The organism is Pseudomonas sp. BW7P1 (assembly GCF_024981055.1).
Taxonomy (GTDB): Bacteria; Pseudomonadota; Gammaproteobacteria; order Pseudomonadales; family Pseudomonadaceae; genus Aquipseudomonas; species Aquipseudomonas bananamidigenes.
The window spans coordinates 469,576-491,521 of record NZ_CP103374.1; the positions used below are offsets into that span (position 1 = coordinate 469,576).

The window sequence follows — 21,946 nt, forward strand, 5'->3', positions numbered from 1 at the left end:
CAGTAGCACATCGCTGGCACACGTATTAATGCCGTCGTCGATGACGACCGTGATTTTCGACTAAGGACACTGCATGAAAAAGGTTCTGTTGTTTACCGCATTGGCGGCTGCTCTGACTGCTTCCCTGGCCCAGGCCGGCGAAAAACTGGTGGTTGCCGCGACCCCGGTTCCCCACGCCGAGATCCTCGAGCTGATCAAACCGACTCTCGCCAAAGAAGGCGTGGATCTGGAAATCAAGGTCTTCACCGACTACGTCCAGCCGAACGTGCAGGTGGGCGAGAAGCGTCTGGATGCCAACTACTTCCAGACCCTGCCGTACCTGAACAGCTTCAACCAGGGCAAATACAAGGACGACAAGGCCAAGTACCTGGTGACCGTGCAGGGCGTGCACGTTGAACCCTTCGGCGGCTACTCGAGCAAGTACAAGACCCTGGCCGAACTGCCGGACGGCGCCACCATCGCCATTCCGAACGAAGGCAGCAACAGCGGTCGTGCGCTGATCCTGCTGCAGAAGGCCGGCCTGATCGAACTGAAAGATCCGAAAAACGCCTTGGCCACGCCGAAAGACATCGCCAAGAACCCGCACAACTTCAAGTTCAAGGAACTGGAGTCGGCCCTGCTGCCGCGTGTTCTGAAAGAAGTCGATCTGGACATGATCAACACCAACTACGCGCTGGAAGCCAAGCTGAACCCGACCAAGGACGCCCTGGTGATCGAAGGCGCGGATTCGCCATACGTGAACTTCCTGGTCGCCCGTGAAGACAACAAGAACAGCGACGCCATCAAGAAACTGGCCGCTGCCCTGACCAGCCCTGAAGTCAAAGCGTTCATCGAGAAGAAGTACAACGGCGCGGTATTGCCGGCGTTCTGATCTGACGCAGCGACACACCCCTTCAAGGTATGAAAACGCCGATGGCCAGTGATGGTCATCGGCGTTTTTGTGTGTGCGGGTGAGGGTATCTTTAAGCTCAGGCTATCCCGGTCTTCAACGCCCGGCGCAACGCCACCAACAATTTCACGATGTCCTGCGGATCCAGTCGCTGCGGCACTTTTACGTCCATGTTCTCTTCCTTGTTATGGGTTCGGCCGGGGAGTCTGGCCAATCGCTGTTCGTCCTTGGAGGGCTTTCATGAAAAAAAGATCCGTCCTACAGCGGTGGGGACAATAGCCTTCCTACTTCTTCCCGGCAAACCTGCTGATTAGTTTTTTGCGTGATATCAATATGCTTTAACGGTATTTAAATTCTTCTTTTTATGCCTTTAAAGTCGGTGCCTGCAGGACAGTTACCCGCTGTCCATGGACTGCACCACCGTCGCTTATCAAGCGGCGTCAGGATGTTTCATGACCTTCGATTACGCATTTATCCTCAGCACGTTGCCGGCGTTTCTCAAAGCCGTTGGCGTGACGCTGCAAGTCGGTTTGATCGCTATCGGCACCTCGCTGCTGGTGGCTTTGCTCAACGCGGCGATACTGGTGTTCCGCACGCCTTACCTGCAAAAACTGGTCGGGCTGTACGTGGAACTGGCGCGTAACACGCCGCTGTTGATCCAGTTGTTTTTCGTCTACTTCGCATTGCCGGCACTGGGGATCAAGGTTTCCGGTTTCACTGCGGCGATCATCACCATGACCTTTCTCGGTGGCGCCTATCTCACCGAAGTGCTGCGCGCCGGCGTCGATGCGGTGCCTCAGGCGCAGCTGGAATCGGGTCGATCCATCGGCTTGTCTCACGGCCAGTTGCTGCGCTACGTGATCCTGCCGCAAGCGGGGATCCTCAGCCTGCCGTCGCTGTTCGCCAATTTCATTTTCCTGCTCAAGGAGACCACCGTGGTCTCGGCCGTGGCGGTGCCGGAGATTCTCTACACCACCAAGAGCTACATCGCGCTCTACTACAAGACCTACGAAATGCTCGCCGTGCTGACGCTGATCTGCGTGCTTCTGTTTCTGCCGCTGTCGCTGCTGCTGAGCCGTCTGGAAAGGAGGCTCCAGCATGGCCAGTTCGGGTCTTGAACTGCTGTGGGTGTCGTTGCCGCAACTGGCTAAAGGCGCCGGGCAGACCTTGTCGATTTCATTCCTGAGCATTGCCCTCAGCACCGTCGGCGGCGTGTTCTACGGTGTGTTGCGTACGCTCAATGCGACGTGGCTGAACGCAGTGTTGCGGATTTACCTGGAGCTGTTCCGGGCGATACCGGTGCTGGTCTGGCTGTATCTGCTGTTCTTTGGTCTACCGATTTTCTTCGGCTTGAGCCTGCCGAGCTTCTGGTGCGCGGTGCTGGTGCTGTCGCTGTGGGGCGCCAGCGAGGTCGGCGAAGTGGCCCGTGGTGCGCTGCATTCGTTGCCACGCGGGCAGCGTGAAGCGGGGTTGTCGATCGGCCTGAACGCGGCGCAGCTCTACGGCTACGTGCTGTTGCCCCAGGCGCTGAAACGCATGACGCCACCGACCATCAACGTCTACACGCGGATCATCAAGACCAGTTCGCTGGCGGTGCTGATCGGTGTGGTGGATGTGATCAAGGTCGGCCAGCAGATCATCGAGCGCACCTACGAATCGGTGCTGATCTACGGTGCGCTGTTCCTGTTTTTCTTTTTCATCTGCTACCCGCTGTCGGCCGCCTCACGCGTGCTGGAGCGGCGCTGGACGCAAGCATGAGCGCATTGATCGAGTTTCGGGGTTTCAACAAATTCTTCGGCGAACAGCAGGTGCTCAAGGGCATCGACCTGCAAGTGAAATCCGGGGAAGTCATCGTCATCCTCGGCCCCAGCGGCTGCGGAAAAAGCACCCTGCTGCGTTGCCTGAATGGCCTGGAAGTTGCCCACGGCGGCAGTCTGAAATTCGCTGGCCGCGAGCTGCTGGACAAGTCCACCGACTGGCGCGAAGTGCGTCAGCAGATCGGCATGGTGTTCCAGAGTTATCACCTGTTCCCGCACATGAGCGTGCTCGACAATTTGCTGCTCGGCCCGCTCAAAGTGCAGAAGCGCCAACGCCGCGAAGCGCAACAGCAAGCTGAAGCCTTGCTCGAACGTGTCGGCCTGCTGGACAAGCGCGATGCCTTCCCGCGCCAGCTCTCCGGCGGCCAGCAGCAACGCATCGCCATCGTCCGTTCGTTGTGCATGAACCCGCGCGTGATGCTTTTTGACGAGGTCACCGCCGCCCTTGATCCGGAGATGGTCAAGGAGGTGCTGGAGGTGATTCAGGGCCTGGCCCGCGAAGGCATGACCCTGTTGATCGTCACCCACGAAATGGCCTTCGCCCGCGCGGTGGCCGACCGCATCGTGTTCATGGATGCCGGGCGCATCCTTGAACAGAACCTGCCCGAGCTTTTCTTTACGAACCCGCAAACCGCACGCGCGCAGCAGTTCCTGGAGAAGTTCTCCTACGTCGAAGCGCTGACTTCTGCGACTTCACCCAAAACGAATCAAGCCAAGGAACCGGAACTGCCATGAAAACTGCCAAAGCTCTATTCGCACTGCCGCTGATCAGCCTCGCGCTGCTGGCCGGCTGCAACAAGACCGAAGAACCGGCCAAGCCGAAAGTCGCCAGCGAAAGCACGGCGCCAGCGGGTTATCTGGACAAGATCAAGGCCCGCGACAAACTGATCGTCGGCGTGTTCACCGACAAACCGCCGTTCGGTTTCGTCAACGAAGCCGGGCGCTACGTCGGCTTCGATACCGACATCGGCCGGCAATTCGCCAAGGATCTGCTGGGCGACGAAAACAAGGTCGAGTTCGTGGCCGTAGAGCCGGCGAGCCGCATTCCGTTCCTGCAAAGTGACAAGGTCGACCTGATCCTCGCCAACATGACCGTGACCCCGGAGCGCAAGGAGGCGGTGGAATTCACCAACCCGAACCTCAAGGTCGCGGTGCAGGCGCTGGTACCGCAGGGCAGCGAGGTGAAAAAACTCGATGATCTGGCGACCCGCACCACCATCGTCACCACCGGAACCACTGCCGATATCTGGCTGACCAAGAACCACCCGGACTGGAAACTGCTGAAGTTCGAGAAAAACTCCGAGTCCCTGCAAGCCCTGGCCAATGGCCGTGGCGATGCCTACGCCCAGGACAACCTGGTGCTGTTCAGCTGGGCCAAGCAGAATCCGGGCTACCGCGTGCTGGATGAAAAACTCGGCGCCGAAGCGCCGATTGCACCGGCGGTGAAGAAGGGCAATATCGAATTGCGCGACTGGGTGAACGCGGAACTGGCCAGGCTGGGGGAGGAGAAATACCTGCTCAAGCTGTATGACCAATATGTGCGTAAGGAACTGAGTGATGACACCCGGCCTGAGAGCGTGATTGTCGAAGGCGGGAAGTGGCAAGGCTAAACTCTTGATCGTTCCCGCGCATTGCGCGGGAACGATCAATCAGGCCAGTTCCACGCCGGCTCATCCAGCACCCTCTGCCCGACGACGCCCGTCTGGCCAAGGGTCTTTTCCAGCACGATGCAATTGCACTCCTCATCTTCCTGCAATGCCGAAATCAATCGTCGTGCGTGGGAAACCACCCACACCTGACATTCCTGCGATGCGCGAATGATCAACCGCGCCAGCGCCGGCAACAGATCCGGATGCAGACTGGTTTCCGGTTCGTTCAGCACCATCAGCGAAGGCGGACGCGGCGTCAGCAGCGCGGCGACCAGCAGCAGATAGCGCAACGTGCCATCCGACAGCTCTGCCGCCGACAATGGTCGCAACAAGCCTTCCTGAAAGAACTCGATGGCAAAGCGTCCGCCCGCCAGCGGCGCGATGTTCAGCCGTGCGCCGGGAAACGCGTCGCTGATCGCCGTCTGCAATGCCTCGGGATCGCCGATTTCGATGATGGTGCGCAACGCCGCTGCCAGATCCCGGCCGTCGTGATGCAGCACTGGCGTGCGCGTACCCAGTTGTGGCTGGCGCACCGGGGCGTCGGCGTCGCTGCGAAAGTGATCGTAGAAACGCCAGCGGCGGATGAACTCGCGCATCTGGAACACTTCCGGCGAACTGCGCAGGCTGCCGACCTGATCGAACAGGCTGTCGAAGTTCGGCGTGTGCTGCGCCAGCACGTCCCAACGGCGACCGTCGCGGCTGCGGATCATCGGACCGTCGCGATCCACCAGCAGGCTGGCCGGGCGATAGAGCGGGCCGGCCCAGAGGCACTCCTTTTTGATTTCCGGATCGAGGGAAAAGAACGAAAGGCTCGGTTCGGGCAAGCCCAGCGCAATCGAATAGCTGAAGTCTTCCCCGGCAAAACCCAGGCGTAATCGTTTCACGCCTTGGCGTACGGTGGACTGGATCGGCACTTCGCCGTTGCGCATGCGCCGGCTGATGGTTTCCGGCCCGGCCCAGAAGGTCGATTCCAGCCCGCCTTCCCGAGCCAGCGCATTGACCACTCCGCCCTGAGCCGTTTCCGCCAGCAGTCGCAGCGCCCTGTAAAGGTTGGATTTGCCGCTGCCGTTGGGGCCGGTGATCAGGTTCAACCGACCCAGCGGAATCACCAGTTTATTGATCGAGCGGTAATTGGCCACCGCGAGGGTCTTGAGCATGAAAATCCTTCCTGGGTGCGCCGAAATCCGCGTCAGGATAACTGCTGCACAGAAATGCATATATCGCCCGGACGAAGGTTGAACCCTGTTCTAAGCTCACAGTCGTATCGTCACTTGCACGTTCGTACACAGGAAGGAGTCTGCATGGCGAGTCCCGGATTGAAAACAGCGGTCCTGCTGAGCCTGTTTGCATTGCTCGCCGCTTGCGGCGAAAAAAAGGCGCCTCAGGAGTATCTGCCGCGAGTCTTTGTGCAAGAGGTCAAACCCGCGGACTTCGCGGCGTCGGTAACCCTCACCGGTGACGTTCAGGCCCGGGTGCAGACCGAATTGTCATTCCGGGTCGGCGGCAAGATCATCCAGCGCATGGTCGATGTCGGTGACCGTGTCTCGGCCAGACAAGTGCTGGCCAAACTCGATCCCAAGGATTTGCAGACCAACGTCGATTCCGCCCAGGCGCAGGTGCTGGCCGAACAGGCGCGGGTCAAACAGAGCGCCGCGGCATTCGTCCGCCAGCAGAAACTGTTGCCCAAGGGTTACACCAGTCAGAGCGAATTCGATTCCGCACAGGCGGCGTTGCGCAGCAGCCAGAGTGCCTTGAGCGCGGCTCAGGCGCAGTTGGCCAACGCCAAAGATCAACTGAGTTACACCGCGCTGATCGCCGATGCGCCCGGCATCATCACTCAGCGTCAGGCCGAAGTCGGTCAGGTGGTGCAGGCCACGGCACCGATCTTCAGCCTGGCCCGGGACGGTGATCGCGACGCGGTATTCAACGTGTACGAGTCACTTCTGGCCGAGCGCCCGGCGGAGCGCTCGATTGTCGTCAGCCTGCTCGACAAGCCCTCCATCAAGACCACCGGCACCGTGCGTGAAATCACTCCGGCGGTGTCGGCGCAGTCCGGCACGGTCCAGGTCAAGGTCACCCTCGACAGCCTGCCGCAAGGCATGCAGCTTGGCTCGGTGGTCAGCGCCACCGCCAAGGGCAGCGGCAAATCAGCGGTGGAGCTGCCCTGGTCGGCGCTGACCAAGAACATCAGCGAACCGGCAGTATGGATGGTGGATGACAAGGGCGAGGCGCAACTGCACAACGTCACCGTCGGCCGTTACCTGACCGGGCACGTGATCATCAGCGAAGGGCTCAAGGGCGGCGAAAAGGTGATTGTTGCCGGCGGACAATTGCTGCATCCGGGCATGAAAGTCGAAATCGCCGAGAACACCTATAAGGAACTGCAACCGGGAGCACAGCCATGAGGCCTTTGTGGGTGGTGTCCATCGGGTTGCTGCTGGGTGCCTGTTCCAAAAGCGAGCCGCCACCGGAGCCGGTACGGCCGGTATTGTCGATCAAGGTCGAAGCCTTGAGCGAAGAAAATCTCGGCCGTTTCGCCGGCAGCATCCAGGCACGTTACGAGAGCAACACCGGTTTTCGTGTTGGCGGCCGGATCGCCAGCCGTAACGTCGACGTCGGCGCCGAGGTGGAGAAGGGCACGTTGCTCGCCACGCTCGATCCGTCCGACCAGCAGAACCAGTTGCGTTCGGCCCAGGGTGATCTGGCGAGAGTCGAAGCACAGCTGATCAACGCCAAGGCCAACGCCCGGCGTCAGCAGGCGCTGTTTGATCGCGGGGTCGGCGCCCAGGCGCAACTGGACATCGCCACCACCGATCTGAAGACCACCCAGGCGTCCCTCGATCAGGCGCGGGCGGCGGTGAACCAGAGCAAGGATCAGCTCGGTTACACCGAACTGCGCTCCGACCACAAAGCCGTGGTCACCGCATGGAATGCCGAGGCCGGGCAAGTGGTGACGGCCGGCCAGCAGGTGGTGACGCTGGCGCAACCGGACATCAAGGAAGCGGTGATCGACCTGCCCGATACGCTGGTCGACCAGATTCCCCAAGACGTGGTGTTTTCGGTGGCCGCGCAACTCGATCCGAGCATCAACACCACGGCCGTCATCCGCGAAATCGAGCCCCAGGCGCAAAGCGCCACCCGTACCCGCCGCGCACGCCTGACCCTGGCCAGCACGCCACCGGGCTTGCGCCTCGGCACGGCGATCAGCGTGACCCTCAGCTCGGCGATCAAGCCACGCATCGAACTGCCGACGACAGCCTTGCAGGAGGCCGACGGCAAGACGCGGATCTGGGTGATCGATCCGCAAAGCAAAACCGTTGCGCCCCGTGACGTCAGCGTGACCAGCCGCACCGACAGCACCGTGGTGCTGGCCGGCGGGGTCAAGTCCGGCGAGCGTGTGGTCAGCGCCGGCGTCAACAGCCTCAAACCCGGACAAGCCGTGAAACTCGACGAGGACAGTCAATGAAAGGGTCTTTCAATCTCTCCGAATGGGCCCTCAAGCATCAGTCGTTCGTCTGGTATCTGATGTTCGTCGCGTTGCTGATGGGGGTGTTCTCGTATTTCAACCTCGGGCGCGAGGAAGACCCGTCGTTCACCATCAAGACCATGGTGATCCAGACCAGATGGCCGGGCGCGACCCAGGAGGAAACCCTCAAGCAGGTCACCGACCGCATCGAGAAAAAACTCGAAGAACTCGACTCGCTCGACTACGTGAAAAGCTACACCCGCCCCGGTGAATCGACGGTCTACGTGTACCTGCGCGACACCACCAGCGCCAGGGACATCCCGGAAATCTGGTACCAGGTGCGCAAGAAGATCGACGACATTCGCGGCCAGTTTCCCCAGGGTATTCAGGGGCCGGGATTCAACGATGAGTTCGGCGATGTCTTCGGCTCGGTGTATGCGTTCACCGCCGATGGCCTGACCATGCGCCAGCTGCGCGACTATGTGGAACAGGCGCGCGCCGAGATCCGCAATGTGCCGGGGCTGGGCAAGGTCGAGATGGTCGGCCAGCAGGATGAAGTGATCTACCTGAACTTCTCCACCCGTAAACTCGCGGCGCTGGGCATCGATCAACGGCAAGTGGTGCAGAGCCTGCAATCGCAGAACGCCGTGACCCCGGCGGGTGTGATCGAGGCTGGCCCCGAGCGGATTTCGGTGAGAACGTCCGGGCAGTTCGCCTCGGAAAAAGATCTGGCCGAAGTCAATCTCAAGCTCAATGACCGCTTCTATCGCCTGGCCGATATCGCCGAAATCAGCCGAGGTTACGTCGACCCGGCCACCCCGGAGTTCCGCTTCGATGGCAAGCCGGCCATCGGGCTGGCGATCGCCATGCAAAAGGGCGGCAACGTCCAGGCCTTCGGCAAGGCGCTGCATGAGCGTATCGACCAACTCACTGCGGATCTGCCGGTAGGCGTCGGCGTACACACGGTTTCCGATCAGGCGGTAGTGGTTGAGGAGGCCGTCGGTGGTTTCACCAGCGCGCTGTTCGAAGCGGTGATCATCGTGCTGGTGGTGAGCTTCATCAGCCTCGGCATGCGTGCCGGTCTGGTGGTGGCGTGCTCGATCCCGTTGGTGCTGGCGATGGTGTTCGTGTACATGGAGTACAGCGGCATTACCATGCAGCGGATTTCCCTGGGTGCGCTGATCATTGCCCTCGGGCTACTGGTGGACGACGCGATGATCACCGTGGAAATGATGGTCACGCGGCTCGAAATGGGCGAGACCAAGGAGCAGGCGGCGACGTTCGCCTACACCTCCACGGCGTTTCCGATGCTCACCGGCACACTGGTGACCGTGGCCGGTTTCGTGCCCATCGGGCTCAATGCCAGCTCCGCCGGCGAGTACACCTACACGCTGTTTGCGGTGATCGCGGTGGCGATGATCGTGTCGTGGATTGTGGCGGTGTTCTTCGCGCCGGTGATCGGCGTGCACATTCTCAGCACCAACGTGAAGCCCCATGAGGCTGAACCCGGACGCATCGGACGGGCGTTCAACGGCGGTCTGCTGTGGTGCATGCGCAATCGCTGGTGGGCCGTCGGCATCACCGTGCTGTGCTTCGTGCTTGCGGTGTTCTGCATGCGTTTCGTGCAGAACCAGTTCTTCCCGTCCTCCGATCGCCCGGAGATTCTGGTCGACCTGAACCTGCCGCAGAACGCCTCGATCGATGAAACCCGCAAGGTGGTCGACAAACTCGAGGCCACGCTCAAGGGCGACCCGGACATCGTGCGCTGGAGCACCTACATCGGCCAGGGCGCGATCCGTTTCTACCTGCCGCTGGATCAGCAATTGCAGAACCCGTACTACGCGCAACTGGTGATCGTGAGCAAGGACTTCGAGGCCCGCGAGGCCTTGAGCCAGCGTCTGCGTGATCGCCTGCGCAAGGACTTCGTCGGCATCGGCAGTTACGTGCAGGCGCTGGAAATGGGGCCGCCGGTGGGGCGTCCGATCCAGTACCGGGTCAGCGGCAAGGACATCGATCAGGTGCGCAAGCATGCCATCGACCTCGCCACCGAACTGGACAAGAGCCCGCACATCGGCGAGATCATTTACGACTGGAACGAACCCGGCAAAGTCCTGCGCATCGACATTGCCCAGGACAAGGCGCGTCAGCTCGGCCTGTCGTCGGAGGATGTGGCCAACCTGATGAACAGCATTGTCAGCGGCTCGCCGCTGACCCAGGTCGACGACGATATCTACCTGGTCAACGTGGTCGGGCGGGCGGTGGATTCCGAGCGGGGCACACCGGAAACCCTGCAGAACCTGCAGATCGTCACGCCCAACGGCACGTCGATTCCGCTACTGGCCTTCGCCACAGTGCGTTATGAACTGGAGCAGCCGCTGGTATGGCGTCGCGACCGTTTGCCGACCATCACCATCAAGGCCTCGGTGCGCGACGAGATCCAGCCGACCGACCTGGTGAAAGTCCTCAAGCCCACCATCGACGCTTTCGCATCGAAGCTGCCGGCAGGCTACAAAGTCGCTACAGGCGGTACGGTCGAGGAGAGCGGCAAGGCTCAGGGGCCAATCGCCAAAGTCATACCGCTGATGCTGTTTCTGATGGCGACCTTCCTGATGATCCAGTTGCACAGCGTGCAGAAGCTGTTCCTGGTGGCCAGCGTCGCGCCGCTGGGGCTGATTGGCGTAGTGCTGGCGCTGGTGCCGACCGGCACGCCGATGGGCTTCGTGGCGATTCTGGGGATTCTGGCGCTGATCGGCATCATCATCCGCAACTCGGTGATCCTCGTGACGCAGATCGAAGAGTTCGAACACAAGGGCTACTCGCCCTGGGATGCGGTGGTGGAAGCGACCGAACACCGGCGTCGGCCGATCCTGCTGACCGCTGCGGCGGCGAGCATGGGCATGATCCCGATCGCCCGGGAAGTGTTCTGGGGGCCGATGGCCTATGCGATGATCGGCGGGATTGTGGTAGCGACACTGCTGACGCTGCTGTTTCTGCCGGCGCTGTATGTGGCCTGGTACAAGATTCGCGAGCCGAAGAAGGACGCTTCGACATCGGCACAGTGAGCAGGCGTGTTACATATTTGCGAAGGGTCTGACTTACAGCGTCGGTGTATTCAGTTAACGTCCCCGATCCTTTGGGAGAAGGGACGTCTGATGTTTACCGTTATTCGCTGGCTGCGCGCGCTATTGCTGATTGCCGGATTGTGCGTTTCATCCCTGTCATGGGCCGACACGTCATTGGAAAACTCGCTGTGGCGCGTGCAACTCGATCCGGCAACGCTGGCTGTCCGGGTCACCCCGGCCGGCGGCGAGACGGTGCAGGCATCGGCGGGGATTGCCCCGCACAAAGTCAGTCAGTTGAGCAGACGCGACAACCGCATCGACTGGCAATGGGATGACGGAGCCTGGACCCTCAGCGCCACGCTCGATCAACGTGATCTGTCCTTCTCGATCACGGCGCGTGAGCCGGCAGAACTGGAATTTCTCCATCAACCCGCTGGCGCGATGGGCAAGGCGCTGATCTGGCCTCTGGCCGAGGGGCACTACGTGCCGCATGGCGATCCGGTGTGGCAGGCCTTTCTGTTGAATCAGGGGGAGTTCAATACCACTCAGGATCTGAGTTTGCCGCTCTGGGGTGTCGAACATGACGGATTCAGCCTGCATTGGCTGATGACCAATCCCTACAACAATCGGCTGCTGTTCAGTGATGAGGGCAAGGCTCTGGCACTGTCCGCCCGGCATCGTTTCACCTCCCTCGATCCGTCGGCGCCAATGACATTCACCCTGTTTCTCGGGGCGGCCGACCCGTTGGCCGGGGCCAAACGCTACCGGCAGTGGCTGATCGATAACGGCCGCCATGAAAACTTGAGCAGCAAATTCGAAAAAACACCTGAGGCGAAGCGGCTGTCGGGCGCCAGTCATCTGTACCTGTGGGGTAATGATCTGCTGGGAGCCAAGGATGTACGCAGTTGGTCGGTGCTGCTCGACACCTTGCGCGGAGGTGGCGCGTTGATCCGTGACCTGAAAGCGGGAATGGATCGGGAGGCGTTGCAGATCCTTGCCACTGGCACGGCGTTGAACGGTTATCAGAAAAAAGTGCTTCTGCGCAGTCTCAACAATGCCTTGAATACGCAGGCGCGCAAGACCTGGCAGGCCCGTGCCGTGCCGGACATGCAGGCTCTGGTGAACGGTTACGCTGATGTGCGGGCGCAAGTGGCAGCCGACTTCGGTGAGGCGCTGACACCCGATCCCGAGCGCTGGGGCAGCACCTTGTCATTGGAGACGATCAGGCAAGTACAGAATGCCGGTCTGTCGCGTCTGTGGTTGGGATTGGGCGAAGGTTGGGAAGGTGGCCTGTGGCATCCCGAGGCGATCAAGGCCGGCGTGGCGGCGGGTTATCTGATCGCACCGTATGACTCCTATGAAACGGCGCTGAGCCGCAATGAAAACCCTGACTGGACCACGGCCCATCTGGGGGACAAGGCCAATCTTGAATGCGCAATCGTAAAGAGCGACGGAACGCTGAAAAGCGGCTTCCAGCAATCTGGGCATTACACCGATCCCCGTTGTGTGTGGCCGTTGCTTGAACAGCGGGTCGCGGCGATTCGCGACGCCGCCGGTTTCAACAGCTGGTTTCTCGATGCCTATGCCACCGGCATGCTGTTCGACAGCTACCGTCCCGGGGCAACGATGACCCAGGCCCAGAATGCCGAAGGCAACATCGGGGCATCACGCTGGATCAATGAAGTGTTGAAACTGCCCACCGGTTCAGAGGATGGCAACGCAACGACCGCGCAAGGCGTGTTTTTCACTCACGGCATGCAGACCCCGGTGATCGGTTGGGGTGACGTCGAAATGAGCAAGAACCCCGAATCCAGGTACTTTGCAGGCAAGTGGTATCCGCCGGAGAAGCCAGAAGTTTTCTTCAAACCTGTGCCGACCAAAGAGTCTTTGCGGCGTATTCACTTTGATCCCGCCAGCCGTTTGCCGTTGTATCAGGCGGTGTTCCATGGGTCGGTCATCACGTCCCACCATTGGCTGTTCGATAGTCTGAAACTGACCAATGTACGGGCGGACAACGAACTCGCGCAGTTGCTCTACAACGTTGTGCCGCTGTATCACCTCAGTGCTGACACGCTTGCGCAGCGATTGCCGCAGATTGCCCGTCAGGATGCGTTCTTCCGGCCTTTGCATGAACGTCTGGCGACCCAGGCGCTCACCGGTTTCGAATGGTTGAGCGCGGACCGGCTGGTTCAGCAGACCTCCTTTGAAGACGGCACGCGATTGCTGGCCAACTTTGATATTCAGGCGCGTGAAGTACAGGGACAGACGCTGCCCGGGCGGAGCCTCACGGTGCGTTCACCCGCAGGTGCGCCGACCCGGTTTCAGGTTGAGGCGAGGCCCTGAGTTTCAGGTTTTGCGCCAGACACTCGCCAGCCACGGCTGCTGCTCCCGTGGCAGCCCTGTCGGCCGGTAGTAATGCTCAAGTTCCACGAATCCGGCAGCGGTCAACAACCCGCGCCATGCCTGCAGATCGTGATACGAGCCATAACGCGGCCCGTTCCAGCCTTCACGGTTATCCCCGCGAGGATTGGAACTGAACAATACGCCGCCCGGTTTCAGTGTCCCGTGCAATTGCTTGAGAACCCGGGGCAACTCCTGCAGCGGCACATGAAACAGCACCGCGTTGGCGAAGATGCCGTCGAAGCGTTCTGCCGGCAGATCCAGCTTCAAAAAGTCCTGACACCACACTTCACAGCCACTGTCCTCTCGAGCCATCTGCGCGAATTTTTCCGCGCCGTCGAGGCCGACGGCGATGTGACCCATCCGTGTGAAGGTCTGCAAATCCCGTCCCGGTCCACAGCCGAAATCGAGAATGGAAAACGGCGCTTCGCCCTGAATATGCCGCAGCAGGGCATCGATGTTCTGGCTGACATCGTGATCGCGGGTGCCTTCACGAAAATCCTCGGCCACCGAGTTGTAGTGGCCAAGGGTTCTGGCGGTGATCTGCTCAAGGTCGCTGGAGGTCTGCTTCATGGTATGGCTGCGGTGAGAGGTAGGTCCGGCCAATATACGCCATACACGATCAGCCCCGCGCACAGGTAGTCACCCTGTACCGCAATGAGCGACCCCGTATCCGTTGAAATAGCGTCTGTGCGACAGGCAACTGTCGCGATACCGACTCCTTCAACATGGTTTCTTCAAGGCAGGATTTTCTATGGTCAACGGCCGCAAGACTCACGTTTCATCATCCCCCGCGCGTCTTGCGACAGACTCGGTGCCAGGCCTTAAGCGACCGGGCGAGATGACCATGTTTCAAGCGCCGGAAATCAAGGTCGCGCGGCGGGTTCCGTCGTGGGATCAGGCAATGCCGTCAGGTTCCGATGTGAGTGTCACTGTCACCGGTTTGCCCACGATGGAAAATGTCTCTATCCGGTCGGTGGGGATGTCGCTTGAGCGTTTTCGTCTGAAACTCCCTCCCCATATGCCTGTCGCCGATGGGCAAGGCATCAGGCGATTCAAGGGACGTGAGTTCGTTGACGTCGCCCCGGGCGAGATCGTGCAGGTCAGGCAGGACGCGACCACAGGTGAGTACCGGGCGATGCTTCCCGCCGAGGCTATGGCCTCGGGGCCGACGCTGGCTCTGGATCCCCGGACGATGCTGTGGTACGCCGGAGAACTGTCGATTCCGGGCGGAATCGATAATGTCATCAGTGCCCGGCCGCCTCTGGATCTGACCGGTCACAAGCCTGCAATGGACACCAGAGCTACAACGGCGCCCGGAAAGCTCTATGAAGGCCGGGATGACCTGTTCGAGCGTCAAGCTTCAGGACGCGTGAGGATCGTTGCAAGAGGAATGAGTCAATTTGAACCCCGACATTCAGCCATCCTGCGTGCAGAACTGAACGCCACGCACCGGATATTTACCGACGCAGGCAAAGGGCTCGCTGCTGGCTACGTCGAGGCTGAAAGTATTTTTAAGGGCTATTTCGGCAAGCAACATGAACTCATCAAAAGTCGCATCAGCGATTGCCTGTCGCGCGGTGAGGCGCTTTCAACGGAGTATCAGGGGCCCTGGGGACAGGACAAGTTCGTGGGTGTGGCGTTTGACCGGGATCGCAAGGCGTGGATGTACCCGCTCGATTTTCATGGCCGCTTCTTCATCAGTCTGAATCATGTTGAAGAGGGAGATTTTGCAGTCGTTCTGGGTCATGAAATGCTCCATACGAACAGAATCAACCGATTCAAGGGGGTCGGGCCAGGTGCAGTGGATTACTTCTATCTGGATGCGCAAATGGCAAATGCTCTGGATCGTCCAGTGCCTGCTTACGACATTGCCGAACGAGGTATTTCCGAAATCATCATGCAGGGAGGCATGACGCTGGCCTATCTGGACGGATTTACGAGTGACCACAGCAATTTCAGGGCCGGTGTAAAAGAGGGTTTGGGATTCTCCGGAGAACTGGATGTCCGGGCGGCCATCGAGCTGTTCAATTTGATCCCGTTCGTCCGGACCTGGATGGCCTCGAAAAATGCCGACAGCATCATTTACGCCGCCAGGAGTCTGCAGGCTCTGCATCTGGCCAGAACTGCAGACAGCCAGTTGCTGAGCGGCCTGCTGAGTCATTGATGAGCTCAGCGTTTGTTGAGCCTGCTTGCCAGACGATCACCGCCCAATTGAATCACCGCCACCAGCGCGACCAGCAGCACGATCACGGTCAGCATGATCTGGCTGTCAAAGCGCTGGTAGCCGTAGCGATAGGCGATGTCGCCCAGACCGCCGGCGCCAATCGCTCCGGCCATCGCCGATGAGTTGATCATCGTCACCAGCGTAATGGTGAACCCGCCGACGATGCCCGGCAGTGCTTCGGGCAGCAGCACATGCCAGACGATGTGCCAGCGCCGGCAGCCCATGGCCTGCGCGGCTTCGATCAGGCCGTGGTCGACTTCGCGCAGACTCACTTCGGCAATCCGCGCAAAGAACGGCGTGGCGGCGATGGTCAGCGGCACAACCGCTGCCCACACGCCGTAGGTGGTGCCGACGATCAGCCGGGTGAACGGAATCAGCGCCACCATCAAAATCAGGAACGGAATCGAGCGAAACAGATTCACGAACGCACCCAACGCACGATTCAGCACCGGCGCTTCGTAGATGCCGCCCTTGTCGCTGGTGACCAGAATCACCGCCATCGGAATGCCTGCCAGCAACGCGATCAACGATGACACGCCGACCATCAGAAACGTGTCGATGAAACCCTGCAGCAAGCGATCAAACCACATAACCCAGTACCTCCGTGCGTTGTGCCCACTGGCTGGCGCGCTGGCGCAACTCCTCGACGTTCAACTTTGATCCCGCCACCGCCAGCAACAATTGCCCGAGCGCGTGCCCTTGAATCCGTTCCACGCCGCCCTGCAGCAACTTCACCCGGCCGCCGAGGGCGGCGAACAACGCTGCCAGATCCGGTTCGTCCTGTTGGTTGCCGGTGAACTGCAAACGCAGCACTACCGAGGCCTCGGACGACAGCGGTCGGGCCTGCAAACGGCTTTGCAATTCTTCGGGCAAGGCGTGTTGCAGCGGTGCGAGCAGGGTCTGGCTGACCTCATGCTGCGGGTTGCCGAACACTTCCCAGACCGGGCCCTGTTCGACGATGCGGCCATGTTCCAGCACCACGACGCGGTCGCAGATCTCGCGGATCACGGCCATTTCGTGAGTGATCAACACGATGGTCAGGCCCAGGCGTTTGTTGATTTCGCGCAGCAGGCCGAGGATCGACTGGGTGGTTTCCGGATCCAGCGCCGAAGTGGCTTCGTCACACAACAGAATGTCTGGATCGTGTACCAGTGCGCGAGCGATGCCGACACGCTGTTTCTGCCCGCCCGACAGTTGCGCCGGATAGGCCTTGTGCTTGGCTTGCAGGCCCACCAGCTCCAGCAGTTCGCGAACTTTCTTCTCCCGTTGCTCCTTCGGGACACCGGCAACCTTCAACGGCAGTTCGACGTTCTGCCAAACCGTTTTCGCCGACATCAGGTTGAAGTGCTGGAAGATCATGCCGATCCGCCGACGCAGGGCAACGAGGCGATCCTCGTCGCACTCGCCGATGTCCACCTGATCGATCAGCACCCGGCCCGAGGTCGGTTGTTCGAGGCGGTTGATGGTGCGGATCAGCGACGATTTGCCGGCGCCGCTGCGACCGATGATGCCGAACACTTCACCGCGCTGGATCGCCAGGTCGATACCTTGCAGGGCGGCGATCGGGCCTTGTTTGCCGTCGTAGGTTTTGCCGAGCCCGACGAAACGCACATGGGCGCGGTTGAGCTCGGGATGCAGTTCGGTGCGCTGAGCCCGCGCGGGTGGCTCTGGAAGATCCAGTCGCCGTTGAATGGCCGCGCTCATCCTCAGCTTTCCCAACCGGCCTGGTACAGCTTGCCGTGGGCTTTATCCAGAGCGGCGCGTACGGCTGGCGAATGCTGGTAGATATCGACGAACTTGATCAGGCGCGGGTCGTCCTTGGTCTTGGGCTGGATCACGAACTGGATCACGTATTCCTTGTGGTCGAGGCCGTCGAACAGCAACGCGGAGCCGGCATCGAAGGTCTTCGCCAGACGGATGTAGGCCGGGTAGCCCTGGACCAGATCGGCGTCATCGTAGGCGCGTACCAGTTGCACGGCTTCGACCTGGAGTATCTTGATTTTCTTCGGGTTGGCGACGATGTCGTCTTCGGTGGCCTTGTAGCCGACGCCCGGTTTCAGGGTGATCAGCCCTGCCTTGGCCAGCAGCTGCAGGCCGCGTCCGCTGTTGATCGGATCGTTGGCGATGGCGACGCTGGCGCCTTGCGGCAGTTCGTCGAAGCTTTTGTATTTCTTCGAGTACAGCCCGACGTTGTTGATGATCCCCGGCGCAAACGGCACCAGGTCGAAACCGGAGGCAGCCTTGGCGTTTTCCAGGAACGGGATGTGCTGGAAGTAGTTCACGTCGATGTCGCCGGCGGCGAGGCTGACGTTCGGTGCGATCCAGTCGGTGAACTCCACCAGCTCGACTTTCAGGCCTTGCTTGCCGGCCTCTTCGACGGCAGCTTCCAGCGGGATTGCGAAGGCTGCGGTGGTGCCGATTCTCAAGGGCGCGTCGGCGGCGAACACCACCGAGCTGAACAGGCCGAAGGCCAGGGCCAGTGCTTTGACCGGGTGGGAAAGAAGTTTCTTGGTCATAGGGTTTATCCAGTCAGTGCATGAATTGTGTGGTGTTCACGAAACTTGTGGGAGCTGGCTTGCCAGCGATGCTGCTAGCGGCGGTATGAAAAGCCCGTGTGTCGCTGCGGCAAATGCGCTTCGCCGTGAAACAGTTTTTCCCGCAGGCTGCCGGTGTCGTACGCGGTCTTGTACGACCCGCGCCGCTGCAGTTCCGGAATCACCAGATCGATGAAATCCACATAGCTTTCCGGGGTGACGATGCGGGTCAGGTTGAAGCCGTCGAGGCCGGTTTCGGCGATCCACGATTCCAGTTCATCCGCCACTTGCTGCGGTGAACCGACCACCGTGATGTAGCGTCCGCCAAGGGCATGCTGGTCGAGCAATTTGCGCCGGGTCCAGTCGTTGTTCTGCAGGTTTTTGGTGGCGGACTGGATGGCGTTGCTCTTGACGTACTGGATCGGCTCGTCGATTTCATACCGGGAAAAATCGATGCCGGTAGAGGCCGAAAAGTGCGCCACGCCCGCTTCGGCACTGGCATGGCTCAGGTATTCGGCATGTTTGGCCCAGGCCGCTTCCTCGGTCTCGCCGACGATCACGTTGAGGCCCATGAACACCTTGATGTCGTCAGGGTTGCGACCCGCTTCCACGGCGCTGGCGCGGACCTTATCCACCTGCACCCTGGTCGACGGCTTGTTCTGGCCGCTGATGAACACGCATTCGGCATGACGCCCGGCGAACAGCAGACCGCGATCCGAACTGCCGGCCTGGAACAACACCGGCGTGCGCTGCGGCGACGGCTCGCACAGGTGATAACCCTCGACCTGATAGAACTCGCCCTTGTGTTCGACCTTGTGCACCTTGTCCGGCTGCGCGTAGATCCGCTGCTGCGGGTCGTTGAGTACCGCATCGTTTTCCCAACTGCCTTCCCAGAGTTTGTAGAGCACTTCGAGGTACTCGTCGGCCTGGTCGTAACGCCGGTCATGCTCGACCTGTTCGCTCAGGCCCATGGCCTTGGCGGCGCTGTCCAGGTAACCGGTGACGATGTTCCAGCCCACACGCCCGCGGCTCAGATGATCGAGGGTCGACATGCGTCGGGCGAACAGATACGGCGGCTCATAGGTGAGGTTGGCGGTCAGGCCGAAGCCGAGATTCTTCGTCACCGCAGCCATCGCCGACACCAGCAGCAGCGGATCGTTGACCGGCAACTGGATCGACTCTTTCAGGGTGACATCCACCGAGTTCTGATAGACGTCGTACACGCCGACGATATCGGCGATGAACAATCCATCGAACAGCCCGCGCTCCAACAGTTGCGCCAGTTCGGTCCAGTATTCGACGGTCTTGTACCGGGTCGAGGTGTCGCGTGGATGGGTCCACAACCCGTGGTTGATGTGGCCGATGCAGTTCATGTTGAACGCATTGAGCAGGATTTTCTTTTTGCCGGCGGCCATCAGATGGTCCCCCGCAGCGGAGGGTTTTCATCGTTGAGGTAGTAATTGCCCACCGCGTGATATTTCCAGCGCACCGGGTCGTGCAGGGTGTGTACCCGGGCGTTGCGCCAGTGGCGATCGAGGCCGTGCTCGCTCAAGGTGGCCTGGCTGCCGGCCAGTTCGAACAGCGTGCTGCCGGCGGCCAGAGAGATTTCGGTGCTGATCGCCCGGGCTTCGGCGACGGCAATCGAGGCCGCCGCTACTGTGTCGGCGCTGGTCTCGGCCTGGGCCGCGTCGAGGAACTCGCCGGCGCGTTCGAGCAAGGCTTCGGTGGCGCTCAGGCGGATGCTCAGGTGGCCGAAGCTTTTGAGGGTCAGCGGGTCTTCGGTGGCTTTGTCGCTGCCCGAATCGATCCACGGACGGGTCTTGCTGCGCACGAAGTGCAGCGCATCTTCATAAGCGGCGCGGGCGATGCCGGTGTCGATGGCGGCGTGAAGGATCTGCGCCAGCGGGCCGACGGTGGTCGGGCGTTCGAAAGCGCTCTGGAAGGGCATGACATCTTCGGCGGCGACGTACACGTCTTCGAACACGACCGAACCGCTGCCGGTGGTGCGCTGGCCGAAACCGCTCCAGTCGTCGATCACGGTCAGGCCCTGGCTGTCGCGGGGGACGAAGGCCAGTTGCTGCACGCCGTTTTCATCGACCACGGACGTTGGAATGCGCTGGGCGTAGATCGCACCGGTGGCGTAGAACTTGCGGCCGTTGATGCGATAACCGCTGCCGTCGCGCTTCAGGCTGGTGACACGGTCATGGGCGGTCCTGGTGCCCAGTTCCGCCAGGGCATTGCCGAAGCGCCGGCCAGCGAGGACTTCGGCGTAGAGGCGTTGTTTCTGCTCGTGGCTGCCGTTCACCCGGAGCACTTCCAGGGCATAGAAATGGTTCTGCGGAATCTGCCCGAGCGAGCCATCGGCCCGGGCGATCAGGGCAATGACCTTGGCCAGGGTCACGTTGGACACGCCGGCGCCACCGTACTCCCTGGGGACACTGATGCCCCACAGGCCGGAGCGGGAAAACACGTCGAGCTCCGGCAGCGGCAGGCGGCGTTCGCGGTCACGCAGGTTGCTGTCGCGCTGGAAATCTTCGGCCAGGTCGCTGGCGACGATCAGGGCTTGCTCGTCGCTGGTGATGACCGCGACGGGATGGGAAAGAGTCATGTGTTTCTCCAGAGATCTGGTCAAAAGTGTTCTGGTCGTCAGATCCAGGAATGGCGGGCCGGCAATTTGCCGTTGAGGCGCCAGGCGCCGACCGCGTGGTATTTCCAGCGCACCGGGTCGTGCAGGGTATGCACCCGGGCGTTGCGCCAGTGACGGTCGAGGTTGAATTCGGCGAGGGTGGCGCGGCTGCCGGCCAGTTCGAAGAGTTTTTCGCTGGCCAGCAGCGAGATCTCGGTGGTCAGCACCTTGGCTTCCGCCACGGCAATCGAGGCGCGGGCGGCGGACTCGGCGGTGAGTGGTGCGGCATGCACTTGATCCAGCACTTGCCCGGCCTTGCGCAGCAGCGCTTCGGCGGCGTGCAGTTCGATTTTCAGTTTGCCGATGTCGGCGATCACGTAGAGATCGTCGCTGGCACGCTCGACCTTGGCGTCGATCCACGGCCGGGCGCGGGTCTTGACGAATTCGATGGCGTCATCGATCGCGCCACGGGCGATGCCGGCGTCGATGGCCGCCTGAATCAACTGCGACACCGCGCCCTGGGTGTTGGGCTTTTCGTTGATTTTCCAGTTGTCCACCACGAGGCCGGCGTCGACCCGCACGTTGTGCAAAAGAATCGTGCCGCTGGCGGTGGTGCGCTGGCCGAAACCGGACCAGTCATCGACGATACGCAATCCCGGCGTGCCGCGCCGGACGAAGGCCAGTACTTGCCTGCCGTCATCATTGAGCGCCTTGACCGCTACCCAGTGGGCGAACAGGGCGCCGGTGGAATAGAACTTCTGGCCGTTGATCACGTAGTCATCGCCGTCGGCGGTGATGCGCGCTTTCAGCTCCAGAGTGTCTTTGGTGCCACGCTCAGGCCCGGCATTACCGATGCGCCAGCCTTCGAGCACGCTTTGCAACAGCTGTTTTTTCTGCTCTTCGGTGGCACTGCCGAGAATCAGGTTGATGATGCCGAACTGGTTCTGCGGGATCTGGCCCAACGCCGGATCGGCCGCGGAAATAATTGCGAAAACCTCCGCCAGGGTGACGAAGGATACCTGCGGGCCGCCATACTCGCGCGGAACCGCGATGCTGCCGAGGCCGCTGCGGGTGAACTGTTCGATTTCCGCCCACGGCAGCTTGCGCTGACGGTCGCGTCTGGCGGCCTGCACGCGGGCGACTTGCGCCAGTTCGTGAGCGGCCTCGAGGGCTTGAGCGTCGTTGCGCAGCACTTGCGCGGGCAACAACAACGGGGCGATATCCAGGTCACTCTGGACGTTTGCGTCTGCCAGACTGGACATCAGTGCCACTCCCT

The 21,946-nt window shown here is 61.0% G+C and carries 18 protein-coding genes; 10 read left to right on the forward strand and 8 right to left on the reverse strand.

Annotation, left to right across the window (positions count from 1 at the left end; translation table 11 throughout):
* Positions 1-73 precede the first annotated feature (73 nt).
* The 5 genes from NWV16_RS02100 (at position 74) to NWV16_RS02120 (ending at position 4,316) form a co-directional block, all read left to right on the forward strand.
* Entirely contained in the window at positions 74-871 is a 798-nt protein-coding gene (locus NWV16_RS02100; RefSeq protein ID WP_007952772.1) for a MetQ/NlpA family ABC transporter substrate-binding protein, read from the forward strand.
* 470 nt (positions 872-1,341) lie between these two features.
* Positions 1,342-2,007, forward strand: a complete 666-nt coding sequence (locus tag NWV16_RS02105) for an amino acid ABC transporter permease (protein WP_065261361.1) — start codon at positions 1,342-1,344, stop codon at positions 2,005-2,007.
* Entirely contained in the window at positions 1,988-2,647 is a 660-nt protein-coding gene (locus NWV16_RS02110; RefSeq protein ID WP_260521786.1) for an amino acid ABC transporter permease, read from the forward strand. Before NWV16_RS02105 ends, NWV16_RS02110 begins: the two co-directional genes overlap by 20 nt.
* A complete protein-coding gene (locus tag NWV16_RS02115; protein ID WP_260521787.1) occupies positions 2,644-3,441 on the forward strand; it encodes an amino acid ABC transporter ATP-binding protein in 798 nt (265 codons plus the stop codon). Before NWV16_RS02110 ends, NWV16_RS02115 begins: the two co-directional genes overlap by 4 nt.
* Positions 3,438-4,316: a transporter substrate-binding domain-containing protein gene (locus NWV16_RS02120; RefSeq protein ID WP_260521788.1), complete on the forward strand. Its 879-nt coding sequence runs from the start codon at positions 3,438-3,440 to the stop codon at positions 4,314-4,316. Before NWV16_RS02115 ends, NWV16_RS02120 begins: the two co-directional genes overlap by 4 nt.
* A gap of 35 nt (positions 4,317-4,351) precedes the next feature.
* Here the strand turns inward: NWV16_RS02120 and NWV16_RS02125 are convergent, their stop codons facing one another.
* The gene (locus NWV16_RS02125; RefSeq protein ID WP_260521789.1) at positions 4,352-5,512 is read right to left on the reverse strand and encodes an AAA family ATPase; all 1,161 of its coding nucleotides are present in this window, start codon (positions 5,510-5,512) and stop codon (positions 4,352-4,354) included.
* 144 nt (positions 5,513-5,656) lie between these two features.
* Between NWV16_RS02125 and NWV16_RS02130 the strand changes: the two genes are divergently transcribed.
* The 4 genes from NWV16_RS02130 (at position 5,657) to NWV16_RS02145 (ending at position 13,226) form a co-directional block, all read left to right on the forward strand.
* Complete coding sequence (locus NWV16_RS02130) at positions 5,657-6,760, forward strand: efflux RND transporter periplasmic adaptor subunit (RefSeq protein ID WP_260521790.1); 1,104 nt, start codon at positions 5,657-5,659, stop codon at positions 6,758-6,760.
* Positions 6,757-7,821, forward strand: coding sequence for an efflux RND transporter periplasmic adaptor subunit (locus NWV16_RS02135; RefSeq protein ID WP_260521791.1), 1,065 nt, complete (start codon positions 6,757-6,759; stop codon positions 7,819-7,821). The genes NWV16_RS02130 and NWV16_RS02135 overlap by 4 nt, the downstream gene beginning before the upstream one ends.
* On the forward strand, positions 7,818-10,883 hold the full coding sequence (locus tag NWV16_RS02140) for an efflux RND transporter permease subunit (protein WP_260521792.1): 3,066 nt from the start codon (positions 7,818-7,820) through the stop codon (positions 10,881-10,883). The genes NWV16_RS02135 and NWV16_RS02140 overlap by 4 nt, the downstream gene beginning before the upstream one ends.
* 90 nt (positions 10,884-10,973) lie before the next feature.
* Complete coding sequence (locus NWV16_RS02145) at positions 10,974-13,226, forward strand: glycoside hydrolase (protein ID WP_260521793.1); 2,253 nt, start codon at positions 10,974-10,976, stop codon at positions 13,224-13,226.
* 3 nt (positions 13,227-13,229) lie between these two features.
* Here NWV16_RS02145 and NWV16_RS02150 read toward each other — a convergent pair whose 3' ends face one another.
* On the reverse strand, positions 13,230-13,856 hold the full coding sequence (locus NWV16_RS02150) for a bifunctional 2-polyprenyl-6-hydroxyphenol methylase/3-demethylubiquinol 3-O-methyltransferase UbiG (RefSeq protein ID WP_260521794.1): 627 nt from the start codon (positions 13,854-13,856) through the stop codon (positions 13,230-13,232).
* A gap of 181 nt (positions 13,857-14,037) precedes the next feature.
* Between NWV16_RS02150 and NWV16_RS02155 the strand changes: the two genes are divergently transcribed.
* A complete protein-coding gene (locus tag NWV16_RS02155; RefSeq protein WP_260521795.1) occupies positions 14,038-15,450 on the forward strand; it encodes a hypothetical protein in 1,413 nt (470 codons plus the stop codon).
* A gap of 5 nt (positions 15,451-15,455) precedes the next feature.
* Here the strand turns inward: NWV16_RS02155 and NWV16_RS02160 are convergent, their stop codons facing one another.
* The 6 genes from NWV16_RS02160 to NWV16_RS02185 form a co-directional block, all read right to left on the reverse strand.
* Positions 15,456-16,100 (reverse strand): methionine ABC transporter permease, encoded by a 645-nt coding sequence (locus NWV16_RS02160; RefSeq protein ID WP_260521796.1) that lies wholly within the window; start codon positions 16,098-16,100, stop codon positions 15,456-15,458.
* The gene (locus NWV16_RS02165) at positions 16,090-17,214 is read right to left on the reverse strand and encodes a methionine ABC transporter ATP-binding protein (RefSeq protein WP_260521797.1); all 1,125 of its coding nucleotides are present in this window, start codon (positions 17,212-17,214) and stop codon (positions 16,090-16,092) included. The genes NWV16_RS02160 and NWV16_RS02165 overlap by 11 nt, the downstream gene beginning before the upstream one ends.
* Positions 17,215-17,216: 2 nt before the next feature.
* A complete protein-coding gene (locus tag NWV16_RS02170) occupies positions 17,217-18,026 on the reverse strand; it encodes a MetQ/NlpA family ABC transporter substrate-binding protein (protein ID WP_260521798.1) in 810 nt (269 codons plus the stop codon).
* A gap of 74 nt (positions 18,027-18,100) precedes the next feature.
* Positions 18,101-19,459 carry an LLM class flavin-dependent oxidoreductase gene (locus NWV16_RS02175; RefSeq protein ID WP_260521799.1) on the reverse strand — a complete coding sequence of 453 codons (1,359 nt, stop codon included), beginning with the start codon at positions 19,457-19,459 and terminating at the stop codon, positions 18,101-18,103.
* The gene (locus NWV16_RS02180) at positions 19,459-20,652 is read right to left on the reverse strand and encodes an SfnB family sulfur acquisition oxidoreductase (RefSeq protein ID WP_260521800.1); all 1,194 of its coding nucleotides are present in this window, start codon (positions 20,650-20,652) and stop codon (positions 19,459-19,461) included. The genes NWV16_RS02175 and NWV16_RS02180 overlap by 1 nt, the downstream gene beginning before the upstream one ends.
* A gap of 38 nt (positions 20,653-20,690) precedes the next feature.
* Complete coding sequence (locus NWV16_RS02185) at positions 20,691-21,932, reverse strand: SfnB family sulfur acquisition oxidoreductase (RefSeq protein WP_260521801.1); 1,242 nt, start codon at positions 21,930-21,932, stop codon at positions 20,691-20,693.
* Positions 21,933-21,946 lie beyond the last annotated feature (14 nt).